The organism is Hydrogenophaga pseudoflava NBRC 102511, assembly GCF_001592285.1.
GTDB lineage: Bacteria > Pseudomonadota > Gammaproteobacteria > Burkholderiales > Burkholderiaceae_C > Hydrogenophaga > Hydrogenophaga pseudoflava.
Genome location: NZ_BCWQ01000005.1, coordinates 58,311 through 75,327 on the forward strand (window position 1 = coordinate 58,311; position 17,017 = coordinate 75,327).

A 17,017-nucleotide genomic window follows, 5' to 3' on the forward strand; every position below is an offset into this window, starting at 1 on the left:
GTGTGAAGCGCGCCGATAAGCCGGATTCTGTGCACCCGGGTTGCCCCGGATGTGACCGCCATTCCTCTGGGCCGGGGGTCGCCCACCCGGCTCGGTGCTACCTACCCGCCAGCTCCGCGGAACCACATCAACGCTGGCCTATTTGGTATTGCTGCGCGTAGAGATTGCCCGTTTCACCCCGGCTGGTCTGCCTTGCGGCACTCCCACCGGACTCGTCTCTGTTGCTCTGATCCTCACCTTAGGGTCTTGCGACTTGTCGGTGGAGAGGTGTTACCTCCTACGCTGTCCTGTGCAGTCCGGACGTTCCTCCAGCACACCCTTTCGGGTCTCGTGCCAGCGGCGGTCTGGCGCGCTCCACGGGCGGCATTATCCCGTAGTCCCCGCCCGGTCAGACCAGCTTGCGGATCTTGCGGTGCCGCCACACGCCCTGGTAGTACGCGCTCTGCAGCACCAGCATGGTCACATAGGCCACGGGGAACGCGATCCAGATGCCTTCCAGACCAAGGCGCGCGTCCAGCAGATAGGCCACCGGCAGCTGCACGCCCAGGATGCAGAACACCGAGATCGCCATCGGCACCAGCACATCGCCGCTGGCGCGCATCACGCCACCGATCACCGCCTGGAAGCCGAACACCAGGATGCTCCAGAGCATCAGGTGCAGCAAGTGCTGGGCCTGCGCATGCACGCTGTCCTGCGTGAGGAACAGGCCCAGCGCCCAGCCGGAGACGGCGTAACCCAGCAGCACCAGCCCGCCGGTGAGCGCGGCGTTCAGGCCCAGACCGGTCTTGAGGATCGGCGTCAGGCGCTCGATGCGCCCCGCGCCGATGGTCTGCGCCGCCAGGATGGACGCGGTGATGGCGATGGAGAGCGCCGGAAACTGCACGTAGTTCACGATCTGCGTCACCGCGCCGTAGGCGGCCGTGGCCTGCGAGCCGTGGCCGTTGACCAGCGCCAGGATCACCAGCTCCGACAGCGAGATCACCACCATCTGCAGGCCCGTGGGCAGGCCGATGCGCATGACCTTGCCCAGGATGGCCCGGTCCAGCTTCAGCGCGTGCAGCAGCTCGCGGTCGGGTGCCAGCACGTGGCCCTGGCGGTGCAGCCGCAGCCCCAGGAAGGCCAGCGCGGCCGCGGTCGAGACAAAGCCGGCCAGCGCCGCGCTGCGGATGCCCAGCGGCGGCAGGCCGATCCAGCCCTTGATCAGCAGCGGCGTGAGCGCCAGCCCGATGGTGGTGGACATCAGCAGCGCCAGCAGCGGCGAAACGGTGTCGCTGACACCGCGCAGCAGCTGGGTGAGCAGGATGAACACCAGCAGCAGCGGCATGAACAGCATCATCATGCGGGCGTAGGACACCGCGTCGTCCAGCACGTCGGCCGGTGTGCCCAGCGCCACCATGGCCTCGCGCGCGAACACCGTGCCCGCCACCGCGGCCATCAGGCCGATCACCGCGCCCAGGGTGATCGCGGTACCGGCGATGGCCTTTACCTTGTGCGGCTCACGCGCGCCCCAGGCCTGGCCGATCAGCACCGACGCACCGGCGCCCAGGCCGATGATCAGCGAGATGAAGAAGAACACGATCGGGAACATGCCCGAGACGGCCGCCAGCGCGTGGGTGCCCAGCATCTGGCCGATGTATATGCCGTTGAGCGTGCCCGAGAGGCCCTGCAGGATGTTCGACAGCACCATGGGCACGAGGAACAGCAGGTAGATGCGCCACAGGGGTTTGGTGCGCGGCGGATGGGAGGGGTCGAAAGTCTGGGACATGGTTTATTTTATCCGGGTAAATCATTTTATCCGGGTAAATTTGGTGACAGCGGTTCTTTTTTGGGCGCCCAGCGACAATAGCGATCTTCGCTGCTTGATGAACACAAGCCCCACGAGACCATGATCCGCATCGCCGAACTCAAACTGCCCCTGGCCGAAGTGCCCGCCGAGCACCGCCGCGCCGCCGACGCCCCCACCGAAACCGACGAAGACCGCGTACCGCCGCCGCACCCGGTGGCCGCCCTCACCCGCCTGGCCGCCCAGGCGCTGCAGGTGGCGCCCGAGGCCATTGCCACGCTGTCGGTGTTCAAGCGCAGCTTCGACGCGCGCAAGGCCGACCTGCTGGCGGTCTACATCGTGGACGTGGCGCTGGCCGACCCGTCGCTGGAACCGCAGCTGCTGGCCCGGCACGAGAAGAACCCGCACATCCTGCCCACGCCCGACATGACCTGGCACCCGCCCGGCCATGCGCCGGCCGGCTGGCCCGCCGACGAGGCCGACCGCCCGGTGGTGATCGGCCTGGGCCCCTGCGGCCTGTTCACCGCGCTGGCGCTGGCGCAGATGGGTTTCAAACCCATCGTGCTGGAGCGCGGCAAGCCGGTGCGCGAGCGCACCAAAGACACCTGGGGCCTGTGGCGCAAGAAGGTGCTGAACCCGCAGAGCAACGTGCAGTATGGCGAAGGCGGTGCCGGCCTGTTCTCCGACGGCAAGCTCTACAGCCAGATCAAGGACCCGCGCTTCCTGGGCCGCAAGGTGATGCAGGAGTTCGTCGACGCCGGCGCGCCGACCGAGATTCTCTACCAGGCGCACCCGCACATCGGCACCTTCAAGCTGGTCAAGGTGGTCGAGGCCATGCGCGAGAAGATCGTGGCGCTGGGCGGCGAAATCCGCTTCCAGCACCAGGTCACGGGCGTGGCGCTGGCGCCGGCCGGCGACGGCCAGCAGCGGCTCACCGCCCTGCGCGTGCAGCGGCTCGACACCGGCGACGCCATCGAAATGCCCGCACGCCACGCCGTCTTCGCGCTCGGCCACAGTTCGCGCGACACCTTTGCCATGCTGCACGACGCGGGCGTCTACCTTGAAGCCAAGCCCTTCTCGGTGGGCTTCCGCATCGAACACCCGCAGAGCGTGATCGACCGCGCGCGCTGGGGCCGCCACGCCGGCCACCCGCTGCTGGGTGCGGCCGACTACAAGCTGGTGCACCACGCCAAGAACGGCCGGGCGGTCTACAGCTTCTGCATGTGCCCGGGTGGCACCGTGGTGGCGGCCACGTCCGAACCCGGCCGCGTCGTCACCAACGGCATGAGCCAGTACTCGCGCAACGAGCGCAACGCCAACGCCGGCATGGTGGTGGGCATCGACCTGGCCGACTACCCGACCCGCTTCCCGCAGGACGCGCCGCTGTGGACCGCCGCCTTCGGCGAGACCGACGGCCCGCGCTATGCGAAAGAGGCCGAGGCGCTCGCCGCCAAAGGCCAGACCCACCCGCTGGCCGGCATCGTGCTGCAGCGCCAGCTGGAGGCCCGGGCCTACGATCTGGGCGGCCAGAGCTACGAGGCGCCGGGCCAGAAGGTCGGCGACTTCCTGGCCGGAACACCGTCCACCGCTTTTGGCGAGGTGCTGCCGTCGTACAAGCCGGGCGTGAAGCTGGGCGACCTGGCGCCCGCCCTGCCCGGCTTTGCGATTGAGGCCATGCGCGAGGCGCTGCCGGTGTTCGGTCGCAAGATCAAGGGCTACGACATGCCCGACGCCATGCTCACCGGCGTCGAGACCCGCACCAGCTCGCCGCTGCGCATCACCCGCGGCGAGGACCTCCAGAGCCTGAACACACGCGGCCTCTACCCGGCCGGCGAGGGCGCGGGTTACGCGGGCGGCATCCTGTCGGCCGGGGTGGACGGTATCAAGGTAGCCGAGGCGGTGAGCAAGGCCGTTCTCGGCCTCTGAACACCGCTGGTTACAACTGGCTCGCCAGCTTTACACCGGGTGCGGGGCGGCTTGACACAGGCCCCGCACAGTGGAGGCTCCTTCAACACACGGAGACCTCCATGAACTCCTCCCCCCGTTCCCTCCTGATCCCCGTCCTGACCGGCGTGATGGCCCTCGCCGGCGCCAGCGCCGCACAGGCGCAGGACGAACGAGGCCGCGTGCTCAGCAGCACCCCGGTGATCCAGCAGGTCGCCGTGCCGCAGCAGGTCTGCCAGAACGTGACCGTGCGCGAACCGGCCCGCACCTCCGGTGCCGGCGCCATCATGGGTGCCATCGCCGGCGGTGCGATGGGCAATGCGATCGGTGACGGCAACGGCCGCGCCGCCGCCACCGCCATCGGCCTGTTCGGTGGTGCCATCCTGGGCAACAAGATCGAAGGCAAGGGCCAGTCGCACACCCGCACGGTGCAGGAATGCAGCACGCAGAACGTGATGGAAAACCAGGTCGTGGCCTACAACGTGGTCTACGAGTACGCGGGCCGCCGCTACACCACCCAGATGCCACAGGACCCGGGCCGCTGGGTGCCGGTCAGCGTGATGCCGGTCGGTGCCGCGCCGGCCTACGGCCCGAGCTACCGCCCGCAGGCGTCGAACGCGCCGGAGGTGGTGCGCATCGGGGGCCAGCGCCCCTATCGCCACGACAACCGCCACTGGCGCGACCGCGAAGACGAACAGTGGGACCGTTACTACCGCTGAACAACCCCGCCAGAAACAAAAAACGCGACCCTCGGGTCGCGTTTTTTGTTGGTCGGAGAAAGCTCAGAGCTTCTGCAGGGCTGCGATGCGCTCTTCCATCGGCGGGTGGGTCGAGAACAGCTTGCCCAGGTTGCCGGTGATGCCCATGGCCTGCATGGTCTTGGGCAGCTCGCCCGGCGTCAGGCCGCCCAGTCGGGCCAGGGCGTTGATCATGGGCTGCTTGCGGCCCATCAGCTGGGCGGCGCCGGCGTCGGCGCGGAACTCGCGCTGGCGCGAGAACCAGGCCACGATGATGGCGGCGACGAAGCCCAGCACGATGTCCAGCACGATGGTGGTGACCATGTAGCCGATGCCCGGGCCGCTGTCGCGGTCGTCGCCGCGGCGCAGGAAGCTGTCCACCGCGTAACCGATCACGCGGCTGAGGAACACGACGAAGGTGTTCATCACGCCCTGGATCAGGGTCATGGTGACCATGTCGCCATTGGCGACGTGGGCCACCTCGTGGCCGATCACGGCCTCGACCTCTTCACGCGTCATGCTCTGCAGCAGGCCGGTGGACACCGCCACCAGGGCCGAGTTCTTGAAGGCGCCGGTGGCGAAGGCGTTGGGGGCACCGTCGTAGATGGCGACCTCGGGCATGCCGATGCCCGCCTTCTCGGCGAATTTCTGCACGGTCTGCACGATCCAGGCCTCGTCCGCCGTCTGCGGCTGGTTGATCACGCGCGCGCCAGTGCTCATCTTGGCCATGGTCTTGCTCATGAGCAGCGAGATGGTCGCGCCGCCGAAACCCATGATCAGCGAGAAGCCCGCCAGTGCGGTCATGTTCAGGCCGTTGGCCGTGAGGTAGCGGTCCACGCCCAGGATGCGCGAGGTGACCATCAGCACCGCCATCACGGCGAAGTTGGTCAGAACGAACAGGAAGATGCGTTTCATGAAGGCTCCGTGGCAAAGAGGGACGGATGATAGTGGGGGTGGGTCGACCCCGTTTCAAGATGTGTTCAGACCTGGGGCAGCAGGTAGCGCCGTTCCCATGCGCTGATCTCTCGCAGGTAGTGGTCGTGCTCCAGCGTCTTGACCGCCAGGTAGCCGCGCACGAAACGCTCGCCCATCAGCCGGCTGGCGGTCTGGCTCCGCGACATCTGATCCAGCGCGCCGTCAAAGGTTCGCGGAAGGCTGCGCGCCTGGTCGTAGCCGTTGCCGCTCACCGGTTCGGCCGGTGCGATCCGCCCTTCGATTCCGGCCAGACCGGCTGCCAGCGTCGCCGCAATCGCCAGATACGGGTTGGCGTCGGCGCCGGCCAGGCGGTTCTCCACCCGGCGCGCGGCCGGGCCGCTGACCGGCACGCGCAGGCCGGCGGTGCGGTTGTCGTGGCCCCACTGCACATTGGTCGGCGCCTGGCTGCCGGCCACGTAGCGGCGGTAGCTGTTGACGGTGGGCGCGTAGACCAGCATCAGGTCGGGCGTATAGGCCTGCAGGCCGCCGATGAAATGCAAGAACGCCTCGCTGGCCGAGCCGTCGGCCTGGCTGAACACATTGCGGCCCTGCGCGTCCACCACGCTCTGGTGCAGGTGCATGGAACTGCCGGCCTGGCCGGCGATGGGCTTGGCCATGAACACCGCGTTCAGCCCGTGCTGAAGCGCGATCTCGCGCGCCGCGGTCTTGAACAAAAAGGCCTGGTCGGCCACCGCCACCGGGTCGCCGTGCAGCAGGTTGATCTCGTACTGGTTCTCGCCCACCTCGTGCAGCCAGGTGTCGGCGCGGATGCCCAGGCCGTCGATGGCGGCGTGGAAGGCGTCCCAGAACGGCGCCAGCTCGTTGAGCGCGTTCAGGCTGAAGGCCGACTGGCCGACCTCGGGCCGGCCACCCTTGCCGGTGGGTGAGGCCAGCGGCTGGGCCGGGTCGGTCATGGCGGCGGTCAGGTAGAACTCGATCTCGGGCGCCACCACCGGGGTCAGGCCGGCGGCGGCGTAGCGGGCCACCACGTTCTTCAGCACCGAGCGCGGCGCGAACTCGCACAGCGAGCCATCCAGCTCCAGGCAATCGTGCACCGCCAGGTAGCGCGGCGCGCTGGCCCAGGGCGAACGCTTGAGCGTGGCCAGGTCCGGCACCAGGCGCACGTCCGGGTCGCTATCGGGGAACACGGGGTCGTAGCTGTACTCGCCCGTGACGCACTGCATCGGGATGGCCTGGCAGATGCGCAGCTCGGTGCCGCCGGCAAAGCTCGCGGCGGGCATGAGCTTGCCACGCGGGTAGCCGGTGACATCGGCAAACAGGCACTCGACGTCGCGCACGCCGGTCTCGCGGAAGTGCGCGGCCAGGGTGGCGCGGTCGGCGCCCTGCGCGAGGTTCAGGTGGGACCAGGAGGGCGAGGCGGAAGAAGTCATGTCGTCGGGGCGAAAGCGGTTCGGGGCGGCCGGAACACGGAGGCGTCGTCGTAGAACGCCGGGTCCTGGTTCGCCGGCCACCAGCCCGGCACCCCCAGCACGGGCAGCGGGGTGAAGGGTTTGGTCGCCAGCTCGGCAGCGGTCAGGCGCGCCGCCAGCCAGCGGTCCCAGGCAGCCACATCGTCCCCCAGTTCGGGGGGCACGGGCACCCGGTAGACATGCCCGGTGATGGACTTGTAAGGGGAGACCAGTTTCTCGGTCAGCGCGTGGCCGAACAGTACCAGCCGGGTCTGCCCCCACAGGGACCGCAGGTCCACGAAGAGCCGGGTCCACTCGCGCGCGATCAGGGCGTCCCAGATCGCATCGGGCGCCTGCAGCAGCACGGCGTTTTCGTCGAACAGGGTGATCGCATCGCGCACCGGCCCACGCACCTGGCCCACGCCCGCCTGCGCGATCTGTGCCGCCTGCAGCCGGTTGAGCAGGCGCTTGGTGGCGGGAAAGCAGGCCCACACCAGGCCGTTGAAGAAGTCGTGCAGACCTTCGCGCGTCGGCACGGCGCCCTGCTCGAAGATGAACTGCTCGTAGGCCACGCCCTCGGGCAGCTCTGCTTGCCGCACGAAACGCGGGCCGGCGGTACCGATGTGGCGGTTCAGCGCCTGCGGCAGCGGAACGCCCTGCTCACAGGCTGCACGCACCGCCGCCCCGTCGGCCGCGAAGGGCGCGTTCCAGGGCTGTGACCAGTCGGGCGCAGGCCAGCCGGCGACGGCGTTGCCGACGGCGCACATGCCCGGTCAGCCCACCAGCTTCCAGGGCAGCGCCTCGCCCGAGCGCAGCGGCTTGAGCTCGGCCTCGCCGAAGGCGAAGCTCTCGGGCGGGGTCCAGCTCTGCTTGCGCAGGGTGATGGTGCCGGTGTTGCGCGGCAGGCCGTAGAAGGCCGGGCCGTTGAAGCTGGCGAAGGCTTCGAGCTTGTCCAGGGCACCCGCAGCTTCAAACGCCTCGGCGTACATCTCGATGGCGGCGTGGGCGGTGTAGCAGCCGGCGCAGCCGGTGGCGTGTTCCTTCAGGTGGGCCGGGTGCGGCGCGCTGTCGGTGCCCAGGAAGAACTTGGCACTGCCGCCCGTGGCCGCGGCCACCAGGGCCTGGCGGTGCGTCTCGCGCTTGAGCACCGGCAGGCAGTAGTAATGCGGGCGGATGCCGCCGGTGAAGATGGCGTTGCGGTTGTAGAGCAGGTGGTGGGCGGTGATGGTGGCGCCGAGGTGGGCGTCGGCCTCGGCCACGTACTGCGCGGCTTCCTTGGTGGTGATGTGCTCCATCACGATCTTCAGGCCCGGGAAGTCCTTGCGCAGCGGTTCGAGCTGCTGTTCGATGAACACCGCCTCGCGGTCGAACAGATCGATGTCGGGGCTGGTCACTTCGCCGTGCACCAGCAGCAGCACGCCCGCCTTCTGCATGGCTTCCAGCGTCTTGTAGGTCTTTCGGATGTCGGTCACACCCGCGTCGCTGTTGGTGGTGGCGCCGGCCGGGTAGAGCTTGCAGGCGACCACGCCGGCGTCTTTGGCACGGGCGATCTCGTCGGCCGGCAGGTTGTCGGTGAGGTACAGCGTCATCAGCGGCTCGAAGACCACGCCCGCCGGCACGGCGGCGCGGATGCGGTCGGCATAGGCCACGGCCTGCGCCGCGGTGGTCACCGGCGGCTTGAGGTTGGGCATGATGATCGCGCGGCCGAACTGGGCGGCGGTGTGCGGGACGACGGTGTTCAGGGCGGCGCCGTCGCGTACGTGCAGGTGCCAGTCGTCGGGGCGGGTGATCGTGAGGGAGGTGGTGGGGGCGTTCATGCCCCGATTTTCCCACCCCGCGCGGCTCACTTGCTGTGGGTCGCCAGGTGCCGCTCGAGATCGTTCCAGAACGCGTCCACCGAGCCCTTGGCCTTGCGGGTGCCGGGGCGCTCGCGGTAGATGCGGATGTCCAGCGTGGTGTCCAGCCCCTCGCCCGCACTCACCAGCCGCTTGGCGCGCAGTTCGCGCCGCACCGCGCTGGCCGGCAGGAAGGCAATGCCATGGCCTTCGAGCGCCATGGCCTTGAGGCCTTCGGACATGTCGGTTTCGTAGATGCGGTCCAGGTGCACCGGCACCGGGCTGCTCTTGAGCACCTGCTCCACCGCGCGGCCCATGTAGGCCCCCGGCGCATAGGCCAGGTAGGGCAAGGGGTGCGCCGTGGTGCCCGGCAGGCGGAACATGGGCTCGCCCTGCTCGTTGGGCTTGACGTAGGGCGAGAGCGTCTCGCGGCCCAGCGGCAGCATCTCGTAGCGCGCGGCGTCCAGCTGTATCGGCTGCGAGGTGTGGTGGTAGGCGATCAGCAGGTCGCAGCTGCTCTCCACCAGGCGCATCACCGCGTCGTGCACATTCATCGCAATCAGCCGGCTTTTGATCGGCCCGCAGCTCTCGCGCAGGCCCGAGAGCCAGGACGGGAAAAACGTGAAGGCCAGCGTGTGCGGCACGGCGAACTCGATCACGTCCTGCGCCGCCGCGGTGTGGGCTCGCAGCATGGCGCGCGTGCTCTGCAGGGCCTGCAGCATCTCCAGCGACTGGTCGTACAGGGTCTGACCGGCGGGGGTCAGGCGCGTCGGGTAGGACGAGCGGTCCACCAGATCGGTGCCGGCCCAGGCTTCGAGCGACTGGATGCGGCGCGAGAACGCAGGTTGCGTGACGTGGCGCAGCTGCGCGGAACGGCTGAAGCTGCGCGTCTCGGCCAGGCTCACGAAATCTTCCAGCCACTTGGTTTCCATGGCGGCGGATTATGCGCGCCGTGCATGGGCGCACATCCCCCTGTTTTTCCGGGTTTTGGAGCCTGCCCGGTTCCGTTACGATATCCACAACCTAGGGTTAACCCTAATATTGCATACCCATGACCCAGAACCCGCCCGCCATCCACCCATCCCGCATCGCCCACGCCGGCCTGCGCCAGAAAATCATGTCGGCCGACGCAGCCGCCGCCCTTATCCACCACGGCGACCACGTGGGCATGAGCGGCTTCACCGGCGCGGGCTATCCCAAACTGGTGCCGCAGGCCCTGGCGCGCCACATCCAGCAGCAGCACGACGCCGGGCACGAATTCCGCATCGGCCTGTGGACCGGCGCATCCACCGCGCCCGAGCTCGACGGCGCGCTGGCCAAGGTGGGCGGCATGGACATGCGCCTGCCCTACCAGTCCGACCCGACCTGCCGCGCCCGCATCAACGCTGGCGACATGGCCTACACCGACATCCACCTCTCGCACGTGGCGCAGTACGTGTGGTTCGGCTTCCTCGGCAAACTGAACGTGGCGGTGATCGAGGTCGCCGGAATCCTGGAAGACGGCCGCCTGATCCCGGCCACCTCGGTGGGCAACAACAAGACCTGGCTGGACCAGGCCGACAAGGTGATCCTGGAAGTCAACCATGGCCACCCGCTGGCGCTGGAGGGCATGCACGACATCTACTACGGCACCGAGCGCCCGCCGCACCGCAAGCCGATCCCGATGACGCACGCGGGCGACCGCATCGGCACGCCCTACCTGCACTGCGACCCGGCCAAGGTGATCGCGGTGGTCGAAACGAACCTGCCCGACCGCGACACCCGCTTCGCCGCCCCCGACGAGGCCTCGCGCCGCATCGCCGGCCACCTGATGGACTTCTTCCAGAACGAGGTGAAGCACGGCCGCCTGCCCGAAGACCTGCTGCCGCTGCAGTCGGGCGTGGGCAACATCGCCAACGCGGTGCTGGAAAGCCTGAACGACGGCCCCTTCACCGGTCTGCAGGGCTACACCGAGGTGCTGCAGGACGGCATGCTCGCCCTGCTCAAGAGCGGCAAGATGCGCATGGCCTCGTCCACCGCCATTTCGCTCTCGGCCGAGGTGATGAAGGAGTTCACCGAGAACCTGGACTTCTACCGCGAGCGCATCGTGCTGCGGCCGCAGGAAATCAGCAACCACCCCGAGGTGATCCGCCGCCTGGGCCTGATCGCCATGAACGGCATGATCGAGGCCGACCTGTATGGCAACGTGAACTCCACCCATGTGATGGGCACGCGCATCATGAACGGCATCGGCGGCTCGGGCGACTTCGCGCGCAACGCCTACATCTCGATCTTCATGACACCGTCCACCGCCAAGGGCGGCAGCATCAGCTGCATCGTGCCCATGGTCAGCCACGTGGACCACACCGAACACGACGTGCAGATCGTCGTCACCGAACAGGGTCTGGCCGACCTGCGCGGCCTGTCACCGCGCCAGCGCTCGCGCCTGATCATCGAGCGCTGCGCCCACCCGGACTTCCGGCCTGCGCTGCTGGACTACGTGGAGCGCAGCGAGGCCAACGCGAAGGCCGGCCATGCGGGCATGCACACGCCGCACCTGCTGGAAGAAGCGCTGAGCTGGCACGCCCGGTACGAGCGCACCGGCAGCATGAAGCCTTAGTCGGAACCGGACTGCTGCAAGGCCCACATGTCGGCGTAGACGCCGCCGCGGGCCACCAATTCGGCATGTGTGCCGCGCTCGACGATCTCGCCGTTCACCAGCACCAGGATCTCGTGCGCGTCGACCACCGTCGACAGCCGGTGCGCGATCACCAGCGAGGTCTTGTTGCGTGCCGCGCTCTTGAGCTCGGCCTGGATGGCCCGCTCGTTGGCCGAGTCCAGCGCGGAGGTGGCCTCGTCGAAGATCACGATGGGCGGGTTCTTGAGCAGGGTGCGTGCGATCGCCACGCGCTGCTTCTCGCCACCCGAGAGCTTGAGCCCACGCTCGCCGACGGTGGTGGCGTAGCCCTTGGGCAGCTTCTCGATGAAGGCGTGGATGTGCGCGGCCTTGGCCGCTTCCACCGCCGCGTCGTGGCCCGCGTCCGGCCGGCCGTAGAGGATGTTGTATTCGATGCTGTCGTTGAACAGCACCGTGTCCTGCGGCACGATGCCGATGGCCTGGCGCACGCTGGACTGCGTGACCTCGCGGATGTCCTGGCCGTTGATGGTGATGCGGCCACCGCCGTGGGGACCGCCGGGCTCGTGGTTCGTGACGTCGTAGAAGCGGTAGAGCAGGCGTGCCAGCGTGCTCTTGCCTGAACCCGAGGGCCCAACCACTGCCACCGTCCTGCCGGCCGGAATCTCGAAGCTGATGCCGTGCAGGATCTCGCGCGCCGGCTCGTAGGAAAAGCGCACGTTCTCGAACTTCACCGCCGGTGGCCCGTCCAGCACCAGCGGCTGAGCGCCCGGCGCATCGGCAATCTCGCGCTCCTTCTCCAGCAGCACGAACATCTTGTCCAGGTCGGTCAGGCTCTGCTTGATCTCACGGTAGAGCACGCCCAGGAAACCCAGCGGGATGTAGAGCTGGATCATGAAGGCGTTGACCATCACCAGGTCGCCCAGCGTCATGTGACCGTCGGCCACGCCCTGGGTGGCGCGCCAGAGCATCAGCACCAGGGCCACCGCGATGATCAGCTGCTGGCCGGTGTTCAGCAGCGACAGCGTGGTCTGGCTCTTGATGCGCGCCTTGCGCAGCTTCTCCAGCGACTCGTCGTAGCGCCGCGCTTCGAAGGCCTCGTTGTTGAAGTACTTGACCGTCTCGTAGTTGAGCAGCGAGTCGATGGCCTTGGTCTGGCTGGTGGACTCCAGCTCGTTCATCTCGCGGCGGAACTTGGTGCGCCACTCGGTCACCGTGACGGTGAAGACCACGTACAGCACCAGCGCCACCAGCGTGATCCAGACATAGCCCATGTCGAACTTCGTGCCCAGCAGGGTGAGCACGAAGACCACCTCGATCAAGGTGGGGAAGATGCTGTAGAGCGAGTAGGAGATCAGCGACTGCACCCCGCGCGTGCCGCGTTCGATGTCGCGCGTCATGCCCCCGGTCTGGCGCTCCAGGTGGAAGCGCAGGCTCAGCGCGTGCAGGTGGCCGAAGACCTGCAGTGCGATGGAACGCGTGGCACCTTCGGTGGCCTTGGCGAACACCAGTTCGCGCAGCTCGGTGAACACGCTGGTGGACAGGCGCAGCAGGCCGTAGGCCACGATCAGCCCCAGCGGCACCACCAGCAGCGCCATGGCACTGCCGGGTTTGATGGTCATCGCGTCCACCAGCTCCTTGAGCAGCAGGGGCACCCCGACGTTGGCGCCCTTGGCGGCCACCATGAAGGCCAGCGCGGCGATCACGCGCCACTTGTACTGCCAGAGGTAGGGGAACAGGCGGCGCAGCGTCGCCCAGTCGGAACGGGCGGGCGCGGGACCGCTGTCGGCGGTGGGCACAGGATAGGCGGCCCGGGAGACGGACGAAGGGCGCATGCGGGACAATCGTGGGAGTTTTCAAGAGATTGTGCCCATGTCCACCGAATCAAGCCCCCGCCCCCACACCGATCTCCCCGAAGGCCGCGAGCTGGTGCTCAAGGTCATCCCCATGCCGGCCGACACCAACGGCAACGGCGACATCTTCGGTGGCTGGGTCATGGCCCAGGTCGACCTGGCCGGCGCGGTGCTGCCGGCGCGCTACGTCAAGGGGCGCATGGCGACCGTGGCGGTCAACCAGTTCATCTTCAAGCAGCCGGTGCGGGTGGGCGACATCCTGAGCTTCTATTCGCACGTCACCCGCGTGGGCAACACCTCGATCACGGTGCAGGTGGAGGTGTTCGCCGAACGCTTTTCCGCCCAGGGCCAGTACGTCAAGGTGACCGAGGCCAGCCTGACCTACGTCGCCATCGACCACGAGGGCCGCCCGCGCCCGATCCCGCGCGAGGGCCTGCCGGCCGGCATGGCCTGAGCCAGCCGTTCAGCGCGGCCAGCGCGCGCGCCAGCGGCCGTAGATGCGATCCGCCAGCGCCTGGCTGGTGGCCAGGTGGTCGCGGGTGCCTGAGCGCATGGCTGCGGGAGTCTGCACCGTGGCCGGGTGCGCCGCGCAGGCCGGGGCGTAACCGGAGCCCGGCACCGCGATCCAGTCTTCCACCTTGCGTTCCGTGATCTCGATGTGAAACTGCATCGCCAGGTGCTGGCGCAGCACGAAGGCCTGGTGCGGACAGGCCGCCGAGCCGGCGATGAGCTGTGCGCCCGGCGGCAGTTCGGTGAAGCTGTCGTAGTGCCACTGGTAGACCGTCGCGTCCGGCGCGTCGCCCAGCCAGTCGCGCGCCGCCGCGCTGCCGTCGTGGCGGATGGGCAGCCAGCCGATTTCTGGCGTGTCGAGCGTCTGCACCTGGCCGCCGAAGGCGCGCGCGATGAGCTGCCCGCCCAGGCAGTGGCCGATGACCGGGATGCCCAGCGCGTCGGCCTCGCGGATCAGCGCCTCGGCCTGGCGCAGGCTGGGGCGGTCGTCGTTGGCGCTCCAGGCGCCGCCGAGCACGGCCAGTCCTTTCAGCCCCCGCACCGTCGCTGGATAAACCTCACCCGCCTCGGTGCACAGCACGCGCCAGCGCACACCCTGTGCGTTGAGCCAGTCACCCAGGTGGCCCGGGCCGTCTTCGTGCAGGTGCTGGAGCACCAGCACCTCGGTGTCGTGGGAAGTCGGATCGTTCATGGCCGGGATGATCGCCAGCCGGCCGGCCCGGCGGAGGGCCAATCCGCGCCGTTCAGAAGGTGCCGTGGCGGCCTTCGCCGGCCGCGAAGCGCGCCGCACCCTCCAGCGCATCGGGGATGCGCGCCCGGCCGCGCTGCCACTCCTGCTGCAGCGCCTCGCCCAGCGGCAGGTCCCACTGCGCATGGGCGCTCTCGCGGTCGGCGCGCATCGTGGCCTGCGGGAAGGCGGCGAGCTGCCGCGCCAGCGCGATGGCGGCTTCGCGCGCCTGCCCGGTCGGCACCACGCGGTTGGCCAGCCCCATCTGCAGCGCCTCGGCCGCCTCGACCTTGCGGCCGGTGAGTATCAGGTCCATCGCGTGGCCCATGCCGATCAGGCGCGGCAGGCGCACCGTGCCGCCGTCGATCAGCGGCACGCCGAAGCGGCGGCAGTAGACACCGAAGTAGGCATCGTCTTCCATCACCCGCATGTCGCACCACAGCGCCAGTTCCATGCCGCCCGCCACCGCCGCGCCGCTGACCGCCGCGATCACCGGCTTGGACAGGCGCAGACGCGATGGCCCCATGGGGCCGATGACGCGGGTGTCGTCGCTGTCGAAATCAAGTCCCGCCAGGCCATCGGTCTGCCCGGACGCTGCCAGCCGTGCCCCATGCTGCAGGTCCCAGCCGGCGCAGAAGTGGCCATGCGCGCCATGGAACACCGCGACCTTGGCGGCCGGGTCGTCCTCGAAGGCGAGGAAGGCGGCGTGCAGCGCCTGTGCGGTGTCGCCATCGACCGCGTTGCGCACCTCGGGGCGGTTCAAGGTGACGACGTAGATGTCGTCGATGACTTCGGTGGTGACGGCGGTCATGCCTGCTCTCCCCACCAGCCCACACGCGGCTCATTCAATGCCGCCTGAAGCTCGTCTTCTGACACCTCGATCTCCATCCGCAACAGCGCCCCCGCCATCGACTTGCCCAGGTTGTCCAGCCGCAGGTTGCGGGCGCCGCCACCCTGCAGCGCGCCCTTGAGCACCAGCTTGAGCGCGAGGATGTTGGGCAGCGGCCAGCGGTCCAGCTCGCCCGGCAGCCAGGGCGCGAAGTGCTGCCGCACGCGCTCGGCCGTGACCTCGCGTTCGAGGATGCGGTAGCCCGCCTCGTTCCAGGCGAACAGCCCGAAGTCGACCCAGTCGGCCTTGTCGCCGCTGCGCGCATGGGCGATGCGGACCAGGGGTATGCGAACTCCGTTCATGCGGCACCTCCCAGCATCTCGACCCGCACATTGGGCTCCACCTCCGCCCGAGGGATCAGCGTCGGCCAGATGCCCAGCAGCTCGCTGGTGTTGTGCAGCCCGGTGAAGCCGCAGGTGTAGGCCGGGCCGCTGAGGCCGATCCAGGGGAACAGGCGGCCGAAGCCGTCGGCGGCGGCCTTCACGTTCGTGCGCAGCACCAGCCGCGTCCAGACCTCGTTCATCTGGTTCAGCTGCTCCGGCGGCGGCAGCGGCGCCAGCGGGCCGTGCGCCGAGTTCAGGCCCGGGTATTCCACGTACAGCTCCTCGTGCGACACGCGCCGCTCGGCCAGCTGGGTGCGAATGGTGTCGATGGCGGCCTGCGCCTTGTCCCAGGCGTCGGGCCAGGAAAAGCCCCAGGTGACCTCGGCCCTGAAGCCGTCGCTGAACCCGGCGACCACCTTGAGCTGGTCGCCCGGTGCTGTGCCGCGCGCCCCGGTCAGCCGCACGCGGTCGTGGCCCTCGTCGTGCAGGTGGATGCCGCCCATGTCCAGCACCACGTCGGGCGAGCGGTAGGCGTGCGGGTCGTGCACCTCGTACAGCAGCTGCTGGCGCACGGTGTCGAAGTTGACGCGCCCGCCCGTGCCCGGCGCCTTGGTGATGAGGGCCGTGCCGTCGTCCCACACCTCGGCAATGGGAAAACCGATGTGCGCCAGATCGGGGATGGCCTTCCAGGCCTCCTGGCTGCCGAAGTTGCCGCCGCTGCCCTGGCCCGAACATTCGAGCAGGTGGCCCACGGTGAGGCCCTGCGCCAGCCGGTCGAGACCGGCGGCGTCGGTGGCCTTCAGGTCCCAGCCCAGGTGGTGGGCGATGGGGCCGAGGAACAGCGCGGCGTCGGCCACGCGGCCGGTGATCACGATGTCCGCGCCCCGGTCCAGCGCCTGCACGATGGGCGCCGCGCCCAGGTAGGCGTTGCCGAACACCAGCCGCTCGCGCACCGCCGACACCGGCTCGCCGCTGAACAGGTGGGCCAGCGCCGCGTCGGGCACCGACGCGTCGAGCAGGCGCGGCAGCACGTCGTCCCCGGTCACCACCGCGATGCGCGGCGCCATGCCCTTGGCCGCCAGCGCGGCCTGCACCGCCTGCGCAGCCCCCAGGGGGTTGAGGCCACCCGCGTTGCAGACGAAGCGCACGCCGCGCGCCCGCATCAGCGGCCACAGCCGCAGCAGCATGGGCACGACATCGCGCGCGTAGCCCAGCGACGGGTCGCGCTGCCGGTCTTTCTGCAGGATGGCCAGGGTGAGTTCGGCCAGGTGGTCGCTGGCGATGAACTGCACATCGCCACGTTCGATGCTGGCGACCACGGGCTCCCAGTGGTCGCCATAAAAGCCGAGACCGGCGCCGATGCGGATGGACTTCATGCGGCCAGCATACGGGCACTCCCTATTTTTGCAAAGCGATTG

General features: G+C 68.9%; 15 protein-coding genes and 1 other RNA gene. 4 read left to right on the forward strand and 12 right to left on the reverse strand.

The genetic code is table 11. The features are described 5' to 3' along the window. Together rnpB and HPS01S_RS07880 are read right to left on the reverse strand one after the other, a co-directional pair. An RNA gene (rnpB, locus tag HPS01S_RS07875) (RNase P RNA component class A) lies at positions 1 to 356 on the reverse strand. 32 nt (positions 357 to 388) lie between these two features. Next, a complete protein-coding gene (locus HPS01S_RS07880; protein WP_066153586.1) occupies positions 389 to 1,765 on the reverse strand; it encodes an MATE family efflux transporter in 1,377 nt (458 codons plus the stop codon). Positions 1,766 to 1,885: 120 nt separating this feature from the next. Here HPS01S_RS07880 and HPS01S_RS07885 point away from each other — a divergent pair, with 120 nt between their 5' ends. Together HPS01S_RS07885 and HPS01S_RS07890 are read left to right on the forward strand one after the other, a co-directional pair. Beyond that, positions 1,886 to 3,709 (forward strand): NAD(P)/FAD-dependent oxidoreductase, encoded by a 1,824-nt coding sequence (locus HPS01S_RS07885; protein WP_066153589.1) that lies wholly within the window; start codon positions 1,886 to 1,888, stop codon positions 3,707 to 3,709. 101 nt (positions 3,710 to 3,810) lie between these two features. Continuing rightward, complete coding sequence (locus HPS01S_RS07890; protein ID WP_066153592.1) at positions 3,811 to 4,446, forward strand: glycine zipper 2TM domain-containing protein; 636 nt, start codon at positions 3,811 to 3,813, stop codon at positions 4,444 to 4,446. A 63-nt stretch (positions 4,447 to 4,509) separates the two neighbouring features. On the opposite strand, the gene htpX is transcribed toward HPS01S_RS07890, so the two are convergent. The 5 genes from htpX to HPS01S_RS07915 form a co-directional block, all read right to left on the reverse strand. Then, complete coding sequence (htpX, locus tag HPS01S_RS07895) at positions 4,510 to 5,379, reverse strand: protease HtpX (protein WP_066153595.1); 870 nt, start codon at positions 5,377 to 5,379, stop codon at positions 4,510 to 4,512. A 65-nt stretch (positions 5,380 to 5,444) separates the two neighbouring features. Then, positions 5,445 to 6,830: a glutamine synthetase family protein gene (locus HPS01S_RS07900; protein WP_218016591.1), complete on the reverse strand. Its 1,386-nt coding sequence runs from the start codon at positions 6,828 to 6,830 to the stop codon at positions 5,445 to 5,447. Beyond that, positions 6,827 to 7,615, reverse strand: coding sequence for a DUF3025 domain-containing protein (locus HPS01S_RS07905; protein ID WP_066153599.1), 789 nt, complete (start codon positions 7,613 to 7,615; stop codon positions 6,827 to 6,829). The genes HPS01S_RS07900 and HPS01S_RS07905 overlap by 4 nt, the downstream gene beginning before the upstream one ends. A gap of 6 nt (positions 7,616 to 7,621) precedes the next feature. After that, on the reverse strand, positions 7,622 to 8,665 hold the full coding sequence (gene pyrC, locus HPS01S_RS07910; protein WP_066153602.1) for a dihydroorotase: 1,044 nt from the start codon (positions 8,663 to 8,665) through the stop codon (positions 7,622 to 7,624). A 26-nt stretch (positions 8,666 to 8,691) separates the two neighbouring features. Further along, on the reverse strand, positions 8,692 to 9,615 hold the full coding sequence (locus HPS01S_RS07915; protein ID WP_066153604.1) for a LysR substrate-binding domain-containing protein: 924 nt from the start codon (positions 9,613 to 9,615) through the stop codon (positions 8,692 to 8,694). 119 nt (positions 9,616 to 9,734) lie between these two features. Between HPS01S_RS07915 and scpC the strand changes: the two genes are divergently transcribed. Beyond that, the gene (gene scpC, locus HPS01S_RS07920) at positions 9,735 to 11,282 is read left to right on the forward strand and encodes a succinyl-CoA:acetate CoA-transferase ScpC (RefSeq protein WP_066153607.1); all 1,548 of its coding nucleotides are present in this window, start codon (positions 9,735 to 9,737) and stop codon (positions 11,280 to 11,282) included. Here the strand turns inward: scpC and HPS01S_RS07925 are convergent. Then, positions 11,279 to 13,132: an ABCB family ABC transporter ATP-binding protein/permease gene (locus HPS01S_RS07925; RefSeq protein WP_066153609.1), complete on the reverse strand. Its 1,854-nt coding sequence runs from the start codon at positions 13,130 to 13,132 to the stop codon at positions 11,279 to 11,281. The two genes, scpC and HPS01S_RS07925, sit on opposite strands and share 4 nt — an antisense overlap. A 37-nt stretch (positions 13,133 to 13,169) precedes the next feature. On the opposite strand from HPS01S_RS07925, the gene HPS01S_RS07930 reads away from it, so the two are divergent. Further along, positions 13,170 to 13,604, forward strand: a complete 435-nt coding sequence (locus HPS01S_RS07930) for an acyl-CoA thioesterase (RefSeq protein ID WP_066153612.1) — start codon at positions 13,170 to 13,172, stop codon at positions 13,602 to 13,604. 9 nt (positions 13,605 to 13,613) lie between these two features. On the opposite strand, the gene HPS01S_RS07935 is transcribed toward HPS01S_RS07930, so the two are convergent. From HPS01S_RS07935 to HPS01S_RS07950, 4 genes are read right to left on the reverse strand one after another with little or no spacing between them, the layout of a single operon-like run. Continuing rightward, positions 13,614 to 14,351 carry a type 1 glutamine amidotransferase gene (locus tag HPS01S_RS07935; protein WP_066154025.1) on the reverse strand — a complete coding sequence of 246 codons (738 nt, stop codon included), beginning with the start codon at positions 14,349 to 14,351 and terminating at the stop codon, positions 13,614 to 13,616. A 52-nt stretch (positions 14,352 to 14,403) separates the two neighbouring features. Next, the gene (locus tag HPS01S_RS07940; protein ID WP_066153615.1) at positions 14,404 to 15,198 is read right to left on the reverse strand and encodes a crotonase/enoyl-CoA hydratase family protein; all 795 of its coding nucleotides are present in this window, start codon (positions 15,196 to 15,198) and stop codon (positions 14,404 to 14,406) included. Beyond that, positions 15,195 to 15,578, reverse strand: coding sequence for an AtuA-related protein (locus tag HPS01S_RS07945; RefSeq protein ID WP_066153618.1), 384 nt, complete (start codon positions 15,576 to 15,578; stop codon positions 15,195 to 15,197). The genes HPS01S_RS07940 and HPS01S_RS07945 overlap by 4 nt, the downstream gene beginning before the upstream one ends. Beyond that, a complete protein-coding gene (locus HPS01S_RS07950) occupies positions 15,575 to 16,975 on the reverse strand; it encodes an acyclic terpene utilization AtuA family protein (RefSeq protein ID WP_066153621.1) in 1,401 nt (466 codons plus the stop codon). Before HPS01S_RS07950 ends, HPS01S_RS07945 begins: the two co-directional genes overlap by 4 nt. Positions 16,976 to 17,017: the final 42 nt, after the last annotated feature.

Excerpts from the sequence above, each read along its gene's own strand:
- HPS01S_RS07880 (WP_066153586.1), bottom strand. The coding sequence starts at position 1,765 with ATGTCCCAGACTTTCGACCCCTCCCATCCGCCGCGCACCAAACCCCTG.
- HPS01S_RS07885 (WP_066153589.1), top strand. The coding sequence starts at position 1,886 with ATGATCCGCATCGCCGAACTCAAACTGCCCCTGGCCGAAGTGCCCGCC.
- HPS01S_RS07890 (WP_066153592.1), top strand. The coding sequence starts at position 3,811 with ATGAACTCCTCCCCCCGTTCCCTCCTGATCCCCGTCCTGACCGGCGTG.
- htpX (WP_066153595.1), bottom strand. The coding sequence starts at position 5,379 with ATGAAACGCATCTTCCTGTTCGTTCTGACCAACTTCGCCGTGATGGCG.
- HPS01S_RS07900 (WP_218016591.1), bottom strand. The coding sequence starts at position 6,830 with ATGACTTCTTCCGCCTCGCCCTCCTGGTCCCACCTGAACCTCGCGCAG.
- HPS01S_RS07905 (WP_066153599.1), bottom strand. The coding sequence starts at position 7,615 with ATGTGCGCCGTCGGCAACGCCGTCGCCGGCTGGCCTGCGCCCGACTGG.
- pyrC (WP_066153602.1), bottom strand. The coding sequence starts at position 8,665 with ATGAACGCCCCCACCACCTCCCTCACGATCACCCGCCCCGACGACTGG.
- HPS01S_RS07915 (WP_066153604.1), bottom strand. The coding sequence starts at position 9,615 with ATGGAAACCAAGTGGCTGGAAGATTTCGTGAGCCTGGCCGAGACGCGC.
- scpC (WP_066153607.1), top strand. The coding sequence starts at position 9,735 with ATGACCCAGAACCCGCCCGCCATCCACCCATCCCGCATCGCCCACGCC.
- HPS01S_RS07925 (WP_066153609.1), bottom strand. The coding sequence starts at position 13,132 with ATGCGCCCTTCGTCCGTCTCCCGGGCCGCCTATCCTGTGCCCACCGCC.
- HPS01S_RS07930 (WP_066153612.1), top strand. The coding sequence starts at position 13,170 with ATGTCCACCGAATCAAGCCCCCGCCCCCACACCGATCTCCCCGAAGGC.
- HPS01S_RS07935 (WP_066154025.1), bottom strand. The coding sequence starts at position 14,351 with ATGAACGATCCGACTTCCCACGACACCGAGGTGCTGGTGCTCCAGCAC.
- HPS01S_RS07940 (WP_066153615.1), bottom strand. The coding sequence starts at position 15,198 with ATGACCGCCGTCACCACCGAAGTCATCGACGACATCTACGTCGTCACC.
- HPS01S_RS07945 (WP_066153618.1), bottom strand. The coding sequence starts at position 15,578 with ATGAACGGAGTTCGCATACCCCTGGTCCGCATCGCCCATGCGCGCAGC.
- HPS01S_RS07950 (WP_066153621.1), bottom strand. The coding sequence starts at position 16,975 with ATGAAGTCCATCCGCATCGGCGCCGGTCTCGGCTTTTATGGCGACCAC.